This is a genomic window from Amycolatopsis bullii (genome assembly GCF_014654205.1).
GTDB lineage: Bacteria > Actinomycetota > Actinomycetes > Mycobacteriales > Pseudonocardiaceae > Amycolatopsis > Amycolatopsis plumensis.
The window spans coordinates 1-15,656 of sequence record NZ_BNAW01000028.1; the positions used below are offsets into that span (position 1 = coordinate 1).

Sequence of the window (15,656 nt, forward strand, 5' to 3'; positions counted from 1 at the left end):
CGGTCGGCGACGCGGCGGCCGCCCGGCAGGCGCAGGTCCGCGCGGCCGCGGCCGCGTCCGGTCAGGTCATCCGGGCCGCCGCCCGGACCGAGCAGGAGTCCGTGCTGGGCACGCTCGACTCCGCGCTGGATCGCGTCCGCACCGGGTTCGCCAGTGCCCGGGACGGGATCAACGCCCAGCGCCGGACCAAGCTCGCCGAGGTGGGGGACGCCGCCCGCGAGAAGAACATCGCCCTCGACACCGCCGTGGACGGGCACAAGGCCGCCTTGCTGAAGGCGGCAGGCACCCGGGCGCAGGCGGCCCGGAAGTTCGGCGAGGACGAGGCCGCCCGCGCGGTCCGGGAGTGCGGGACGCGCGCGGGCCGGGCTCGGGCCGTCGGCGAGCAGAAAGCCCAGCAGTACCAGGCGGGCGAACGGGGCCCCCGGATCGCGGCCGAAGCCCGCGAAATGGCCGGGGACGCGGCCGGGAAGATCGAGGCGGCCGGGCGGGAGGTCGCCGCCGCGGTCCGCAAGGACGGGAACGACCTCGCGGAGAAGTTCCTCCGCGAGGGCCGGGACAACGCCGAGAAGTTCGAGGAAGCCCGCCGGGCCGGGCACAAGAAGATCGAGGCGGAGCGGCGGACCGCGGCCGACGGCATCGGCAAGTCCGCGGACGACGCCATCGACGGCCTGCGCCGGTCCGCCGACCGGCTGACCGAGACCCTCACCCGGCAACGGGCCGAGCTCGGTCCGGCGCTGCGGCAGCTCGGCGAAGCCGGGGCCGCCGGGATGCGGACGCAGGGCGAGAACGCCGCTGGGCAGATCGGCGCGCAGACCGCCGAGGCGAACGCCACGATCGACACCTTCTCGACGCAGGTGGCGGGCGCGCTCCGCGGGGCGCCGCCGAGCGCGGCCGCGCAGGTCGTCGCCGAGGCCGACACCCAGCTGGCGAGCGGGCTCGGCGAGTTCGACAGCGCGCAGGAAGCTCAGGTTTCGCAGGCGGGGCAGGCGTTCGTCACCGGCGCGGCGGACACCACGAGCCGCATCTCGGCCGGGACCGCGCAGGTCGCCCAGCCGGTCGAGCAGGCGGCGGCCGGCTTCGAAACCCGGGCCGCGGACACGATGAGCCAGACCGACGACACCATTGCCAAGGCCGCCAAGGACGCGACGGACGGGATCGCCGCCGCCGTCACCGACACCGACCGGGAACTGGGCAAGGCCGTCACCGATGCCGACGCGGGCTGGGGCAGGCAGCTCGACGAAGGCCGCGCCCAGGCGGCGAAGAAGGTCGACGACACCGTGGCCGCGCAGGAGAAGGTGGTCACCGGGCTGGGTGCGCAGATCGACAAGCGGGCGCACGAGATCCAGGAGGAGGGCTGGCTCAGCCGGGCGGCCCACTTCCTGGGTGGCGTCCTGGTCGGCTTCCTGCAGGAGCTGTGGGACTTCGTCAAGGTGCTCGCGTGGATCGCGCTGATCGTGGTCGCGGTGATCGTCGTGGCGGCCCTGATCATCCTGGCGATCGGCGGGATCGCGCTGCTGCTCGAAGCGATCGCCGCGGTGGCCGCGTTCCTCGCCGCGGCGGCCGGGGTGATCAAGGTGATCCTCATCGTGCTCGCCGTCGTCGGCGTGATCGTCCTGGTCGCCATGGCCGCCTGGCGGATCTACCAGGCGTGGGTGCGGGACGACCTATCCGACTACGAGCGCGGCAAGCTGGTCGGCCGCTCGGTGTTCGACATCCTGTCGATCCTCATCCCCGGCCGGGTGCTGAAGTTCCTCGGCGAGGCCCGGTGGCTGCGCGCCCTGATCGAGTCGGCCGGCGGCGGCACCCGGTTCGTGATGCTGCTGATCTGGGCGCGCGGCGACCTCGTCGCGGTGCGGGCGATCGTCGCGGAGATCCGCACGATCGAGGAGATCATGCTGGTCGTCCGCCGGACCGCGAACATCACCGAGTTCCTCGAGCTGCGCACGCTGGTCGGCGAGACACCCCGGCTGATCCGCCTGCTGCGCCAGGCGCCGAACGTGGCGGAGCTGCGCGCCGTGGTCGTCGCGCTCGGCCGGGACTCCGCGTTGCTGGACGACCTCCTCGGCACCGCGAGCTGGGCCGAGGTCGCGCAGCTGGTCCGGAACGTCACCGCGGCCGGCGGCGACGCCGCGCTGATCCGCACCATGGTCGGCAAGGCGGGCTCGGTCGCCGAGGTCAACCGGCTCCTCGGCATCGTCACCGCCGCCGGCGGCGACGCGCCGATGCTCGGCAGGCTGCTGGCCGGCACCGCGAACCCGGCCGAGCTGACCGGGCTGCTCACCCGCCTGCGCAACGACGCGCCGCTGCTGGACGAGCTGATCAAGGCGACCGACGACATCGCGCAGCTGGACAAGATGCTCACCGCGCTGGCCAACGACGGCGGCCTGCTCCGCACGCTGCTGACCAACGCCGGCGGGAAGCCGGGTGCGGCGATGCTCGCGGAGCTGATGGACCTCGCGGTCGCCCGGGGAAAGGCCGCTTCGGAGGTCGCGGACCTGGCCGGACAGGCGGCCGGCAACGCGACCGAGTTCCAGCGGCTCGGCAACCTGACCAAGCTCTTCCACGCCCGCACGCCGGCACCGACCACGCCGGGACCGGCGATGGGGCCCTACTCCGGCTCGAACATGACGCACTTCCTCGACGAGCACACCATCGCGCACTACGACTTCGCCAAGACCGGCGCGAACGGCCAGAGCTTCTGGCCCGCCGGGCACACCGCGGCGGACGTCCAGGCCGAACTGCAGAGCGCGGTCAACCTGCTCGACAACCCGGGCGGGGTGATCGATTCGATCTCCCAGGGCCCGACCGGGCTCGGCCGGGCCACCCCGCTGCGGGTGCTGAACGGCGCCCAGCCGAACTCGGCGATCACGGCCGGCACCATCAAGGGGCCCGTGCGGTTCACCCTGCCGAGCGGGATCCGGGTGCAGCTCGGCACCCAGCTGCCGAACACCAATCCCGGCATCGGGCAGTTCTTCCCGCTGCCGGGCAGCCCCGGCGTCGAGCACCTGTCCAAGACGTTGCTCGACGCCATCGCGAAGATCGTGGGATAGGGTCAGCCATGCCTGTGACCGCGCAGTTCGGGGTCCGGACCGCACCGGACGTGTTCGCGACCGAGCCGGCCCCCGGCTCGGATCCACCCGGTGGGCAGGATTACTGGTACGGGCGCGTGCTGCTGGCCGGCCCGGACGCAGCGGGGGTCTTCGTCGAGGACGAACTCCTCCCGCTGGTCGCGAGCCTGTGCTTGCAGGCCCCGGCGCAGCTCGCGGCGGGCGAGCCGTTCGGGGCCTACCTCAACCGCTCTCCCGGCGAGTACTTCCTCGAACCGGCCGGGGCCGGCATCCGCCTGCACGGCAGCGCGGTGCTGAGCGCGAACGGTGCGGCCCCCGCGGAATGGGCCGCCCCGGCGGCCGAGCTGCTCCCCGCGTTGCACGACTGCGGCCGCCGGGCGCTGGCGTTCTTCCGCGCCCGGACCGGCGAGGACCCCGCACGATCCGAAGCACTGAGCGCCCTCGAAGCACTCGAAGCCGAGACGGCGGCGGCCCTGCACCGCTGAGCCTCAAAAGGCGTACCGCCGCACGGTTTCCGGGTGCAGGACGAGCCGGACCTGCTCCGTGTCCCGGATCGCCTTCGCGTCGGCCGCGCGGTCCGGGTCGCCCAGGTCCCAGTACCGCGCCGCCAGGCGCTGCGCCAGCTCCTGTGCGCCGTCGGGTTCCACCGACATGCGGCCCTCGACCGACACCCAGCGCTCGCGCTCCCCCACCGGGGCCGCCACCACGATCGACGCGCGCGGGTCCCGGCGCACGCGCCGCACCTTGGGTGCGTCCGGTTCCGAGAACAGCTGGAGCGTGCCGTCGGCGGCCGCCTCGAACCACACCGGGCGGGGTTGGCCGCCCGCCACGGTGAGGAACCCGTGCAGGGGACGGCTGAGGAACTCGAGGTCGTCGGGAGTCAGAGCGTTCATGCCGTCCAGTCAACCGCGGCGCCTCGGACGATCCCATGGGTGAAACCCCGGAATCCCTGCCCATTCGTCTAACCTCGCCACGGTGGACGACTTCTTCCGCGGTGTGCGGGCGCACGGCTCGCTGTTCGGCAGTTCGGCCGTCGCCCCACCGTTTCCCTGCACTTCGTCGACGGCGCACCGCTGACGCTGTGCACCGTGCTCTCCGGCGGCGGCTGGATCATCCCCGAGCACGGCGCACCCGAACCGCTGAACGCCTACGACACCGTCGTCGTGCGCGGGCCGGGGACCTTCACCTTCGCCGACGAGATCGGCACCCGCGCCGAACCGGTCGCGTGCGGCGAATACTGCGCGGCTCCCGAACTGGGCGGGACGCGGCACCGGCGTGGCTGGCGCGACGACGGCGAGGGCCCGACCACCCTGATCGTCGGTGCCTACCCCGTGCGCGGCGAGATCAGCCGCCCGCTGCTGGAGGCCCTGCCCACCGTGCTGCGCGTCGAGGGCGGCGGCACCGGGGACGCCGTCCTGGACCACCTCGCCGCCGAAGTCGCCGTGGACGCCCCCGGCCAGCAGGTGGTGCTCGACCGGCTGCTGGACTGGATGCTCGTCTGCACCCTGCGCGCCTGGTTCGACCGGCCCGGCGGCGAACCACCGGCGTGGTGGACCGCGCGGCGCGACCCGGTGGCCGGCCCGGCGCTGCGGCTGATGCACGACGAACCGGCGGCGCCCTGGACCGTCGCGGCGCTGGCCGTCCGCGTCGGCGTGTCGCGCTCCACGCTGGCCAAGCGGTTCACCGAGCTGGTCGGCGAACCGCCGCTGACCCACCTCACCCGCCACCGCATGGCGCTCGCCGCGGACCTGCTGGCCGAGCGGCCGAGCGCGACCGTCGCGGAGGTGGCGCGCGCCGTGGGGTACGCCGACCCGTTCGGCTTCAGCGCGGCGTTCAAACGGGTCCGCGGCGCCACCCCGAGCGAGGTCCGGCGCAGACCACCCGAAAGGACGGCCGCCGAGGTGTTGTCAGACCGTCAACAAGAGGGCATCGTGGAGGGATAGCCGATCTCGCCGGGGAGATGGTCACTTTGCCGGGCACCGTGAGCCGAGCCGCCGAAGCACTGCGCGAACGCGTGCCGCCGCTGACCGCACTCCCCCTGCCGCCGAAGGTCGACGAACGCTGGCTGCGGTCGCGCTGGCCCGTCAAGGAACTCGCGACACCGCCCGCGGGCAGCGGGCTGAAGCCGGTGCTCGGCGACGAAGGACCGCCGGTGGTCGGGCACATGCTCGAGATGATGCGGTTCGGCCCCGCCTTCGGCCTGCGCCGCCACGAGCTCTACGGCCCGGTGTCGTGGACCGGCGGGTTCGGCCGCCGCATCGTCGCGCTGTCCGGGCCCGAGGCCACGCAGATCGCCCTCGTCAACAAGGACAAGGCGTTTTCCCAGGAGGGCTGGAAGTTCTTCATCGAGAAGTTCTTCGAGCGCGGCCTGATGCTGATGGACTTCGGCGAGCACCACCTGCACCGCCGGATCATGCAGGAGGCCTTCACGCGCCCGCGGCTGGCCGGCTACGTCGGCGAGATGGGGCCCGCGCTGCGCGAAGGCGTCGCGAGCTGGGGCTCGGCCGAGCGGCCGCGGCTGTACTGGGCGCTCAAGCAGCTGACCCTCGACGTCGCGACGCGCGTGTTCATGGGCATGCGCAGCGGTGCCGACGCGGCCCGGATCAACCGCGCGTTCGTGAGCTCGGTGCGGGCCGGCACCGCCTTCGTGCGCTTCCCGGTGCCGGGCGGGCGCTGGTCGGCCGGGCTGCACGGGCGCCGGGTCCTCGAGCGCTACTTCGGCGAAACCCTGCCCGCCAAACGGCGTTCGGGCGGCGACGACCTGTTCGCCGCGCTCTGCCAGGCCACCACCGAGGACGGCGACCGGTTCTCCGACACCGACATCGTCAACCACATGATCTTCCTGATGATGGCCGCGCACGACACGACGACCATCACCAGCAGCGCGATGGCCTACTACCTGGCGAAGCACCCGGAGTGGCAGGAACGCGCCCGCGCGGAGTCGCTGGCCCTCGGCGACGACATCCCCGGCATCGAGGCCGTCGAGAAGCTCGAAACGCTCGACCTCGTGATGAAGGAGGCGTTGCGGCTCGTTGCGCCGGTGCCCTCGCTGACCCGCCAGACCGTCAAGGACACCGAGGTGCTCGGTCACTACATCCCGGCGGGCACGCTCGTGGGTGTCTCGCCGACCGTCAACCACTTCACGCCCGAGTGCTGGACCAACCCCTTCGCCTTCGACCCGGAGCGCTTCGCCGAACCGCGGCGCGAGGACAAGTCGCACCGGATGGCGTGGATGCCCTTCGGCGGCGGCGCGCACAAGTGCATCGGGTTGCACTTCGGCGGTCTCGAGGTGAAGTTGCTAATGCACGAACTGCTGCGCGCCTACCGCTGGTCGGTTCCGGAGAGTTACACCGCACGCTGGGACTACGTCTCCCTGCCGGTCCCCGCGGACGGTTTGCCGGTGCACCTGACCCCCCGCTGACCCGGTTCTCGTCCACCATCGCCTACACTAGGTAATGAAAAGTTACCGTTTGTGGAGATTCGTTCACTCGTTCAGCCGGTAGACACCCTGTCACGCGCATGATGGCGTGGCATCGATCGTGGGCGAAGGCTGCCTGGTGTGGCTTCATGATCCCCGACACCGTGTCCGACCTGGCCATACCTGTGCGTGAAGAGGTGGAGTGTGCCTGAACCCGGTGCCGCGTCAGGGCTACTGGACGTGGCGCGGCGGTGGGCGGCGACGTTGGCCGACACCAAAGGAGTAACGCTTCCCCCGGAGGAGCTCGAAGCCCTCCTGCTGGAGGTCGCGCACGACGCGGTCGACCAAGCCGGCTCGCAGCACGACGGCGCCCTGCTGCGGTTCACCGCGCTCTACGCCGCGTCGCCGATGGGCATCGCGCTGGCCGACCCGGACGGCGACATCGTGGAGGCCAACCTCGCTCTCGGGCAGCTGCTCGGCTGCTCGCCGGATCGCCTGCGGGGCAGGCACCTCACCGACCTCGGCTCGACCGAGCACGACGTCTCCCGGCTCGCCGAGGGCCTGGAGCAGGTGCGCGCGGGGCGCGACCGCTACCAGGAGCGGATGCTGCTCGACCACACCGAGGACGGGCAGCTCTGGACCGACGTCACCCTCGCCCGGCTGCCCGGCGACCGGCCCGGCTCGATCTACCCGGTGCTGATGGTGTCGGACGCGAACGAGCTGCACCTGCTGCAGGAGCGGCTGCTGCACCAGAACGTGCACGACCCGCTGACCGGGCTGCCCAACGCGTCGTCGTTCACCACCAAGCTGGAGGCCGCGCTCGGCGCCGGCGCGCGCGACGACATCGCGCTCATCTACCTCGACGTCGACGGCTTCAAGGTGATCAACGACGGCCTCGGCGCCGGCGTCGGCGACCAGGTGCTGCGCGGGGTCGCGAACAAGCTGTCGGCGGTGTTCACCGGCCACCACGACGGGTTCGTCGCCCGCCTGTCCGGCGACGGTTTCGCGGTGCTGCTGCGGGGCGAGCTGGCGGCGACCGAGGTCGTCCGGCTGGTCGAGCGCGCCCTGGAGGACCTCAACGAGCCGATCTACCTGGGCGGCCACGGCATCGGCGTGAGCGCGAGCGCGGGCATCGTCGTGCGCGCGGCCGTCGAGGGCGGGGCCGCGGAACTGCTGCGGGCGGCGGAGATCGCGCTGCACCGGGCCAAGGAGGCCGGCAAGGCGCAGTGGATGCTGTTCGACCCGGAGCTCGACGCCCGCGACCGCGGCCGCTACCAGCTGGGCGCGGTGATCGCCGGCGCGCTGGAGAACGGCGAGTTCTCGCTGGTCTACCAGCCCACGGTGAAGCTGTCCCGGCCGGACGAGCTCGCCGCCGTCAACGCCGGGCTGCGGTGGAACCACCCGGAGAAGGGCGAGCTCGACTCCGACGAGTTCTACCCGCTGGCCCAGACCACGGGCATGACGGTGCCGCTCGGCCGCTGGCTGCTGGCGGAGTCCCTGGCCGCGACGGCCCGCTGGCGCGCGCACCTGGGCGACGCGGCCCCGGACGTCTGCGTCCGGCTGCCCACCCGGCTGGCGATCGACCCGGACCTGGTGCTGCTGGTCAAGGAGCAGCTGGACAAGCACGAGCTCCCGGCCCGGGCCCTCCGGCTGTGCACCGACCGCGAGTCGATGCTCGACCCGCGCGGCGAGGTCCTGGATTCGCTCTCGGTGCTGGCCGACCTGGGTGCGCAGCTGGTGCTGACGATCTCCGGCTCGGCGGACCTGGAGCTGATCCCCCAGCACCACCTTCCCGTGCGGCACGTGATCCTGTCCGGCCCGGTGGTCGACGCGCTGGACACCGACGAGCCGGCGGAATCCGACCTGCGGCACCTGACCCAGCTGATCACCCGGGCGCGCGAGCTGCACCTGCGGGTCGGGGCGGAGGGCGTCCGCACCCACGAGCAGGCGGCCCGCCTCCGCCAGCTCGGGGTGATCGCGGCCCGCGGCCCGTTCGTCGCGGATTCGGCGACGGGTGACGAGGTCGACGAGATGATCAACCGCCACCCGAGGAGCTGAGCCCCAGAGCCCGGAGAACCGGCTCCAGCACGCCCATTGGCCGTCACGCGCACCGGGCCCAGCGCGCCCACCACGCCCACGGGCCCCACCGGTACACGACCCAGCGCGCCCCACCACGCCACGGGCCCCACCGGTACACGACCCAGCGCGCCTCACCACGCCACGGGCCCGACCGGCACCCGACCCAGCGCGCCTCACCACGCCCACGGCCCACCGGCACCCGACCCAGCAGCACCCACCCAAGCCCATCCACGCCCACCGACCCCAACCCGGCACCCCGGCACCCGGCCCACAAACCCGGCCACCCGCCCTACACCTCCCCCGCCCCTCGTCCCCGCCGCAGTCAGCACCGGAGAGCCGGGGTCAAGGGGGAGCGAAGCGAATCGCGAAGCGACGCCGAAGGCGCCCTTGAGGCCGGCTCTCCGGTGTTGAACAATCGAAGACGAGGAGCGGGAAACAACACAGCAACCAAGCCACTGGCGAGGCAGCTCCGAAGACCCGGCAGGATGGGTGCTCCCCCGACGAGAAAGGACGTCCATGGACGCCGGAGACCTCGCCCCCGACTTCACGCTGCCCGACGACCGGGGCCAGGAGCGCACGCTCTCGGACTTCCTGGCCACCGGCCCCGTGGTGCTCTTCTTCTACCCGGCCGCCATGACCAGCGGCTGCACCGCCGAGAGCTGCCACTTCCGCGACCTCGCCGCCGAGTTCGCCGCGGTCGGCGCGCACCGCGTCGGGATCAGCCCGGACGCCATCACCAAGCAGCGCGCCTTCGCCGACGCCAACGGCTTCGACTACCCACTCCTGTCCGATGTGGAGGGTGAGGTCGCCAAGCAGTTCGGCGTGTGGCGGAAACTGCTGCCGCTGCACACCAAGCGGGCCACCTTCGTGATCGGCGAAGACCGGAGAATCATCGCGAAGATCAAGAGCGAACTGAACTTCACCGTCCACGCCGACGAGGCGCTCAAGATCCTGCGGGAGCGGAACAAGGTCTCCTGAGCAGGCGCCACACCCGGTTGATCCCCGTGCACGACGGCGCCAGCGGCTTGTCCGCCGGTTCCGTGCGCACCACGGTGAACCCGAGCCGCGCCGGCACCGCTCCACTTCGGACGTTCCGCTCGTCGTGCTTGATTTCGACGTACCCGGCGCCGAGGCGGAACGCCTCCTCGGTCAGCAGCGTCACGGCCCGGGTGACCAGGCCGCGGCCGACGAACTCGCGCGCGAGCCAGTAGCCGATCTCGACGCCGCCCTCGCGCGCCATGACGCCGACGGCCCCGGCGATCGAACCGTCGACGCGGATCGCGAAGTCGTGCGTTTCGCCGCTCGCCCAGTTCTGCCGGGTGGTGCGCAGGAATTCCGCGCCGTCCTCGGCGGTGTAGCCGCCGCTCGCCCAGATCATCCACGCGCCGAGGTGCTCGAGGGACCCGTTGACCGTCGCGACGAGCTCCGGTCCGTCGGCGAACTGCCAGCGGGCCAGGGTGAATCCGTCCTCGCGGTAGGTCTCGGCCGGGGTTTCCATGCCCTGCATGGTGCCCCGGCCGGGACGCCGGGCGCGAACTAATTCACGATGACGCCGTCGGGCACCTCGGTGTCGTTCTTCAGCGCGTCGAACAGCTGCTTCGACTTGGCCTTGTCCCAGTTCTCCGCGGACCCGCTGGTCACCGGCACCGTCGTGGTCACCACGCCACCGGAGGAGATCCCGCGCATGGCGAGCGCCAGGCCGGCGAGGTTGTGCACGTGGTCGCCGGAGTCCATGGTCAGCGCGTCCGGCGCCGACGACAGCAGCGGGAAGAAGTCGAACGGGTTCAGCAGCGTGCCGGGGCTGGCGATCTGGCTGACCAGCGCGCCGATGAACTTGCGCTGGTTGGCGACGCGGTCGAGGTCCGAACGCGGGGTCGCCGAGCTGTGGCGCATCCGGACGAAGCCCAGTGCCTGGCGGCCGTCGAGCGTCTGCGGGCAGCCCGCCTTGATGTCGATGCCGGTCATCGTGTCGTTCATGTCCTGGTCGATGCACATCTCGACGCCGCCGATCGCGTCGACGATCTTGGCGAAGCCGCCGAAGCCGATCTCCGCGTAGTGGTCGATGTGCAGGCCGGTGGCGCCTTCGACGGTCTGCGCCAGCAGCTTCGGGCCGCCGAGCGAGAACGCCGCGTTGATCTTGTTCTTGCCGTGCCCGGGAATCGACACCTGCGAGTCGCGCGGCAGCGACAGCAGGGTCGGCTTGGTGCTGTTGTCCGGCAGGTGCGCCACCATGATCGTGTCGGTGCGCTGCCCGCCGCCCGCCGCGGCGACGTCGCCGGTGGCGAGCCGCTCCTCGTCTTCGGCGGTCAGGCCTTCGCGGCTGTCCGAGCCGACGATCAGCCAGTTGGTGCCGGACGCGGCCACCGGGCGGCCGGAGTAGTCGGCCAGCGCGTCAACGCGCTTGATCGAGAACTCGAGGTACACCCAGATGCCGGCGAGGAACACGACGAACACGAGCACCAGGGCGCCCAGGACCTTGCCGATGCTCCAGCGGCGCCGGCGCGGCGGCCGGGACGGCGGGTAGCCGTCGTCCGCCGGGCGCCGCGGCGGGTCCTGCCGCGGGGGCGGTGGCGGGGCGTACTCGGGCTCGCGGGTGCCCATCGGGCGGGTGCGCTCGTCGTACGGGCTGCGGCCCCGTCCGGGCAGCGGCATCATCTGCGCGCGCTGGTGGTCCCGGGAGCGGCCGGCAGGCGGCCGGGGCGGCGGCATCCGGCGCCCGCCGTCGTCGCCACGGTACGTCATCACCATCACCCAATCCCGATCCGGACAAAATGTCGTCGTCAGTACACCGCACGTCCTCGGAAGGAGGACGCCCGGCACCGGGGTCGGGTTGCGGTTACCGGCCGGTCGCCTCGTAGCCGAACTGGTGGACCTTGAGGTACCCGGACCGGAACCCGGCCTCGGAGTAGGCCAGGTAGAACTCCCACATCCGGCGGAAGACGTCGTCGAACCCGAACCCGGCGATGTCGGCCCAGCGGTGCAGGAACCGTTCGCGCCACCACCGTAGCGTGCGCGCGTAGTCCTGGCCGAACTCGCGCATCCCGGCCAGCTTGAGCCGGGTGTTCGCCTTGACGCCCTCCTCGATCGAGCGCACCGACGGGATCAGGCCGCCCGGGAAGATGTACTTGTGGACCCAGCCGTAGGCCCGCGACGCCGCCATCATCCGGTCGTGGTCCATGGTGATGGCCTGCAGGCCGAACCGCCCGCCCGGGCGCAGCCGCTCGCCGATCACCCGGTAGAACTCCGGCCAGTAGGACGCGCCGACGGCCTCGATCATCTCGACGCTGACCACGGCGTCGTACGTGCCGCTCGACTCGCGGTAGTCGCACAGCTTCACTTCGACGCGGTCGGCGAACCCGGCCGCCGCGATGCGCTCGGTGGCCAGCGCGCGCTGCTCCTCCGAAATGGTCAGTGACGTCACGTGCGCGCCGCGGGCCGCGGCCCGGATGGCGAGTTCACCCCATCCGGTACCGATTTCGAGGACCTGGCTGCCGTCGCGGACGCCGGCGTAGTCGAGCACGCTGTCGATCTTGCGGTGCTGCGCGGCGGTGAGGTCGTCGTCGCCCGGGGTGAACAGCGCCGAGGAGTACGTCATGGACTCGTCGAGGAAGGCGCCGAACAGGTCGTTGGACAGGTCGTAGTGCCGGTGGATGTTGGCCCGCGCGCCCTCGAGGGTGTTCTCCTCGGACGGCGGCTGCGTGCGCTCGGCGAGCCGGCGGAACTTCTGCAGCACCGGCGGGACGAGCGTGGCCATCCGCTCGCCGAACGGCGTCAGCACCTCGGCCAGGTCGGACGCGGTCCAGTCGCCGGCCATGTAGGACTCGCCGAAACCGATCTTGGCGTCGACGCCGAGGCGGTGGAAGAACGCCTCGGGCCGCAGGATCCGCATCTCGGGGGCGCCGGGGCCGCCGGCGCCCAGCACGGTGCCGTCCGGGAAGCTCACCCGGACGTCGAGCGGGCGGACCGCGTGGCGGAACAGCGCGGCGGCGATCCGCGCGCGCAGCGCGGAGTGCGGCGGGGTGGCCAGGCCCGGCCACCGGGTGTCGTCCGGGACGGCCGACGCCCGGTCAGCGCTCGAAGTGGTCACGGGTACTCCCTCCGGCCGGCCAGGTTCGCCGGTGATCGATCCTAGTCGCCGCACCCCCGCGGCGCGTGTCGCCGAATGCCCTGTCCGGGGCACGTTCACACGGGTATCCGCAGCCGGTCGGGCCCGGTGGCGGCCCACGCGCCGCGCAGCGTCCCGCCGTCGTCGCCGTCGAGCAGGTCCAGGGTGAACGCCACGGTCAGCCGGGTCCAGACCCGGGCGCGGCGCAGCATCGCGTGGCCCTCGTTCGCGATCTCGAAGCGGGCGACGCGGGCGGCGACGCCCGCGGCCCGTTCGGCGAAGGCGTGCGACTCGGCCGGGCTCGTCATCCGGTCGCGGGTGCCGTGCACGATGAGGACCGACCGCCCGGCGACGGCCTCGACCGGCTCGCCCCGCGGCGTCCACGGCGCCAGCGCGCAGACCCCGCGCACGGCCGGGTCGTCGGCCACGCGGAGCGCGACCCGTGCCCCCATCGAGTGACCGACCAGCACGACGGGCAGGCCCGGGTGGTCGGCGTGGATGCGATCCAAGGCCCAGCGGGCGTCCTCGATCGGGTCCTCGGCGGGGGCGTTCCAGCCGTACCGGCGGTTGCGCACCAGCCGGACCTCGACGCCGTCCTTGCGTCCGGCCCGGTGCAGGGCTCGGGCGATCGGGACCATCCTCAGGAAGGCCGGCTTCCAGGGCGGCACTGTGCCGGTCCCCCGCTCCGCGCCGCCGTGCAGCACGAGCACGACCGCCCGGGTCTTCCCGCGCGCCCGCCACACGGACACCACCGGATCCACTTCGCCCACCCCGCGTCCTCCTGTTCCCCGCATCCGGGTCAACCTCGGTCCCCCGTCCGGCTATTCCACCGTGCGAAGTGGTCCGCACGGTAGATTCGGCGCCCGATCCCCGACGGAAGGGTGGGTGTGGTGAGCGCCACGGACATCGCAGGCAGCGTCGCCGAGCAGCTGGCGGACGTCGAGCAGGCCAACGCCGAAGCGGTGCGGGCCGCGGCCGACCTGGTGCTGGGGGTGATCCGGGCCGACGCACTGGTCTACACCGCGGGCGCCGGGCACTCGCTGGCCGCGGTCGCCGAGACGTTCTACCGGGCCGGCGGGCTGGCCTGCGTCTACCCGCTTTACCACCCCGACCTGCTCCCGCTGCACGGCGCGGTGCCCAGCACGCAGACCGAGCGGCGCAGCGGCCTGGCCGCGGAGGTCCTTTCCGAGCGCGCGCCGGGGCCGGACGACGTGCTGGTGGTGTTCTCGACCTCCGGCGTCAACCCGTACCCGGTCGAGCTGTGCATCGAGGCGCGCAAGCGGGGGGCGGCGGTCATCGCGGTGACGTCGCGGGCGTGCGTGGCGGCGGCGCCGAAGCGGTCGTCGAGCACGCTGGTCGAGCAGGGGACGGTGGTGCTGGACTCGCTGGTCGTCCCCGGTGACGCGAGCTACCCGCCGGACGCGCCGCGCACCGCGCCGCTGTCCACTGTGGTCAACGCGTTCCTGTGGAACCTGGTGCTGGCCCAGGTCTACGACCGCGGAACGGCCGAGGGGCTCGACGTCCCGCTGTGGCGCAGCTCCAATGTGGAGGGTGGCGACGAGGCGAACGCCGCACTGCTGGCGAAGTACGGCGAAATCGTCCCGCGCCTGCGGTGAGTACGTCGGAAGGCACCGGCCCGGGACGTCTTGACGTCCCGGGCCGGTCGCTTTAGCGTCGACATACCGACTGGTCGGTGCGACCGGTCGCTCCCGGAGGAGGTCCGATGGACAGCGCCACGGCGACCGTGCAGGGCGAGTGCGCTCCCGGCTTCGAGCCGGTGCGCGAGGCCTTCGAGGAGAACTTCCGCTCCCGCGGCGAGCTCGGGGCCGCGTTCACCGCCTTCCGGCACGGCGAAGTCGTGGTGGACCTGTGGGGCGGCTGGACCGGTCCCGACCGCTCGCGGCCCTGGCAACCGGACACCTTGGCCAACGTCTGGTCGACGACCAAGGGCATGACCGCGCTCTGCGCGCACAAGCTGGCCGAGGCGGGCGAGCTCGACGTCGACGCGCCGGTCGCGAAGTACTGGCCCGAGTTCGCGGCGGCCGGGAAGTCGCAGATCCCGGTGCGGTGGCTGCTTTCGCACCGCTCCGGCGTGCCCGGGATCGGCCTGGACCGGCCGGTGGCGGTCGAGGACCTGTACGACTGGGACCTGATGACGTCGCTGTACGCGGCCCAGGAACCGTTGTGCGAGCCCGGGTCCGCGGGTGGCTACCACGCGCTGGCCTACGGCTGGCTCGTCGGCGAGGTCGTGCGGCGGGTCGCCGGGCAGGGCATCCGCGAGTTCTTCGCCGAGCAGGTCGCCGGGCCGCTGGGCGCGGACTTCTCGATCGGCCTCGCGTCTGCGGCCGACCTCGACCGCTGTGCGACGCTGGTCGACCCGGTGCTGACGGAAGAAATGGCGAAGGCGCTGGCCACGGCGTTCGCGGCGGCCGGCCCGGTCGCCCAGGCTGCCCTGATGAACCCGCGCCTGCAGGGGCACGACGCCAACGAACCGGCGTGGCGGCAGGCGGTCATGCCGGCGTTGAACGGCCACGGCACGGCCCGCGCGATCGCGACGATCTACTCCGGGCTGGCGACCGGCACCCTCCTGTCCGCCTCGGCGCTGGCGTTGGCGCGGGAAAGCCAGGGCCAGGAGATCGACGCGGTCCTCGGCCTCCCGAACGAGTGGGGCCTGGGCTTCTACCTCGGCAGCGACGCCCGCGGCTTCGGCCCCAACCCCACCGCCTTCGGCCACGACGGCCTCGGCGGCTCCACCGGCGGAGCCGACCCGGAAAACGGCATCGCCTTCGGCTACACCCTCAACCAGCTCGGCCCGTTGATCCGCGACGACCCCCGCAAAATGGCCCTGGTCCAGGCCCTCTACACGTGCGTCGAGGGGCATCACGCGTGATCAGAGGGGACACACCCGTGATTGGAGGGGACACTCGCGTGATTGGAGGGGCATCACGATGATGCCCCTCCAATCACGGGTGATGCCCCTCCAATC

General features: G+C 72.5%; 12 protein-coding genes and 1 pseudogene. 8 read left to right on the forward strand and 5 right to left on the reverse strand.

Annotation, left to right across the window (positions count from 1 at the left end; all coding sequences use genetic code 11):
- The coding region (locus IE317_RS27070; RefSeq protein WP_191314168.1) for a hypothetical protein at positions 1 to 3,050 on the forward strand (3,050 nt) is incomplete at its 5' end.
- Between the two features lie 8 nt (positions 3,051 to 3,058).
- On the forward strand, positions 3,059 to 3,553 hold the full coding sequence (locus tag IE317_RS27075) for a hypothetical protein (RefSeq protein ID WP_191314169.1): 495 nt from the start codon (positions 3,059 to 3,061) through the stop codon (positions 3,551 to 3,553).
- Positions 3,554 to 3,556: 3 nt separating this feature from the next.
- Here the strand turns inward: IE317_RS27075 and IE317_RS27080 are convergent, their stop codons facing one another.
- The gene (locus IE317_RS27080; RefSeq protein WP_191314170.1) at positions 3,557 to 3,961 is read right to left on the reverse strand and encodes a pyridoxamine 5'-phosphate oxidase family protein; all 405 of its coding nucleotides are present in this window, start codon (positions 3,959 to 3,961) and stop codon (positions 3,557 to 3,559) included.
- Between the two features lie 82 nt (positions 3,962 to 4,043).
- Between IE317_RS27080 and IE317_RS27085 the strand changes: the two are divergent.
- The 4 genes and pseudogenes from IE317_RS27085 to IE317_RS27100 all read left to right on the forward strand — a co-directional run bounded on the left by IE317_RS27085 (position 4,044) and on the right by IE317_RS27100 (position 9,543).
- A pseudogene (locus tag IE317_RS27085) lies at positions 4,044 to 5,011 on the forward strand (cupin domain-containing protein).
- 17 nt (positions 5,012 to 5,028) lie between these two features.
- Entirely contained in the window at positions 5,029 to 6,489 is a 1,461-nt protein-coding gene (locus IE317_RS27090) for a cytochrome P450 (protein ID WP_191314171.1), read from the forward strand.
- A gap of 237 nt (positions 6,490 to 6,726) precedes the next feature.
- On the forward strand, positions 6,727 to 8,544 hold the full coding sequence (locus IE317_RS27095; RefSeq protein WP_191314258.1) for a putative bifunctional diguanylate cyclase/phosphodiesterase: 1,818 nt from the start codon (positions 6,727 to 6,729) through the stop codon (positions 8,542 to 8,544).
- Between the two features lie 537 nt (positions 8,545 to 9,081).
- Positions 9,082 to 9,543, forward strand: coding sequence for a peroxiredoxin (locus IE317_RS27100; protein WP_191314172.1), 462 nt, complete (start codon positions 9,082 to 9,084; stop codon positions 9,541 to 9,543).
- Here IE317_RS27100 and IE317_RS27105 read toward each other — a convergent pair.
- The 4 genes from IE317_RS27105 to IE317_RS27120 all read right to left on the reverse strand — a co-directional run bounded on the left by IE317_RS27105 (position 9,509) and on the right by IE317_RS27120 (position 13,440).
- A complete protein-coding gene (locus IE317_RS27105) occupies positions 9,509 to 10,063 on the reverse strand; it encodes a GNAT family N-acetyltransferase (RefSeq protein ID WP_191314173.1) in 555 nt (184 codons plus the stop codon). The genes IE317_RS27100 and IE317_RS27105 overlap by 35 nt on opposite strands.
- 38 nt (positions 10,064 to 10,101) lie before the next feature.
- The gene (locus IE317_RS27110; RefSeq protein WP_191314174.1) at positions 10,102 to 11,313 is read right to left on the reverse strand and encodes an LCP family protein; all 1,212 of its coding nucleotides are present in this window, start codon (positions 11,311 to 11,313) and stop codon (positions 10,102 to 10,104) included.
- A gap of 88 nt (positions 11,314 to 11,401) precedes the next feature.
- Positions 11,402 to 12,652 (reverse strand): SAM-dependent methyltransferase, encoded by a 1,251-nt coding sequence (locus IE317_RS27115; RefSeq protein ID WP_191314175.1) that lies wholly within the window; start codon positions 12,650 to 12,652, stop codon positions 11,402 to 11,404.
- A gap of 95 nt (positions 12,653 to 12,747) precedes the next feature.
- Complete coding sequence (locus IE317_RS27120; protein WP_191314176.1) at positions 12,748 to 13,440, reverse strand: alpha/beta hydrolase; 693 nt, start codon at positions 13,438 to 13,440, stop codon at positions 12,748 to 12,750.
- Between the two features lie 117 nt (positions 13,441 to 13,557).
- On the opposite strand from IE317_RS27120, the gene IE317_RS27125 reads away from it, so the two are divergent.
- Both IE317_RS27125 and IE317_RS27130 read left to right on the forward strand, forming a co-directional pair.
- On the forward strand, positions 13,558 to 14,286 hold the full coding sequence (locus IE317_RS27125) for an SIS domain-containing protein (RefSeq protein WP_191314177.1): 729 nt from the start codon (positions 13,558 to 13,560) through the stop codon (positions 14,284 to 14,286).
- A 107-nt stretch (positions 14,287 to 14,393) separates the two neighbouring features.
- Complete coding sequence (locus IE317_RS27130) at positions 14,394 to 15,560, forward strand: serine hydrolase domain-containing protein (protein ID WP_191314178.1); 1,167 nt, start codon at positions 14,394 to 14,396, stop codon at positions 15,558 to 15,560.
- Positions 15,561 to 15,656: the final 96 nt, after the last annotated feature.

Excerpts from the sequence above, each read along its gene's own strand:
- IE317_RS27075 (WP_191314169.1), top strand. The coding sequence starts at position 3,059 with ATGCCTGTGACCGCGCAGTTCGGGGTCCGGACCGCACCGGACGTGTTC.
- IE317_RS27080 (WP_191314170.1), bottom strand. The coding sequence starts at position 3,961 with ATGAACGCTCTGACTCCCGACGACCTCGAGTTCCTCAGCCGTCCCCTG.
- IE317_RS27090 (WP_191314171.1), top strand. The coding sequence starts at position 5,029 with ATGGTCACTTTGCCGGGCACCGTGAGCCGAGCCGCCGAAGCACTGCGC.
- IE317_RS27100 (WP_191314172.1), top strand. The coding sequence starts at position 9,082 with ATGGACGCCGGAGACCTCGCCCCCGACTTCACGCTGCCCGACGACCGG.
- IE317_RS27105 (WP_191314173.1), bottom strand. The coding sequence starts at position 10,063 with ATGGAAACCCCGGCCGAGACCTACCGCGAGGACGGATTCACCCTGGCC.
- IE317_RS27110 (WP_191314174.1), bottom strand. The coding sequence starts at position 11,313 with ATGGTGATGACGTACCGTGGCGACGACGGCGGGCGCCGGATGCCGCCG.
- IE317_RS27130 (WP_191314178.1), top strand. The coding sequence starts at position 14,394 with ATGGACAGCGCCACGGCGACCGTGCAGGGCGAGTGCGCTCCCGGCTTC.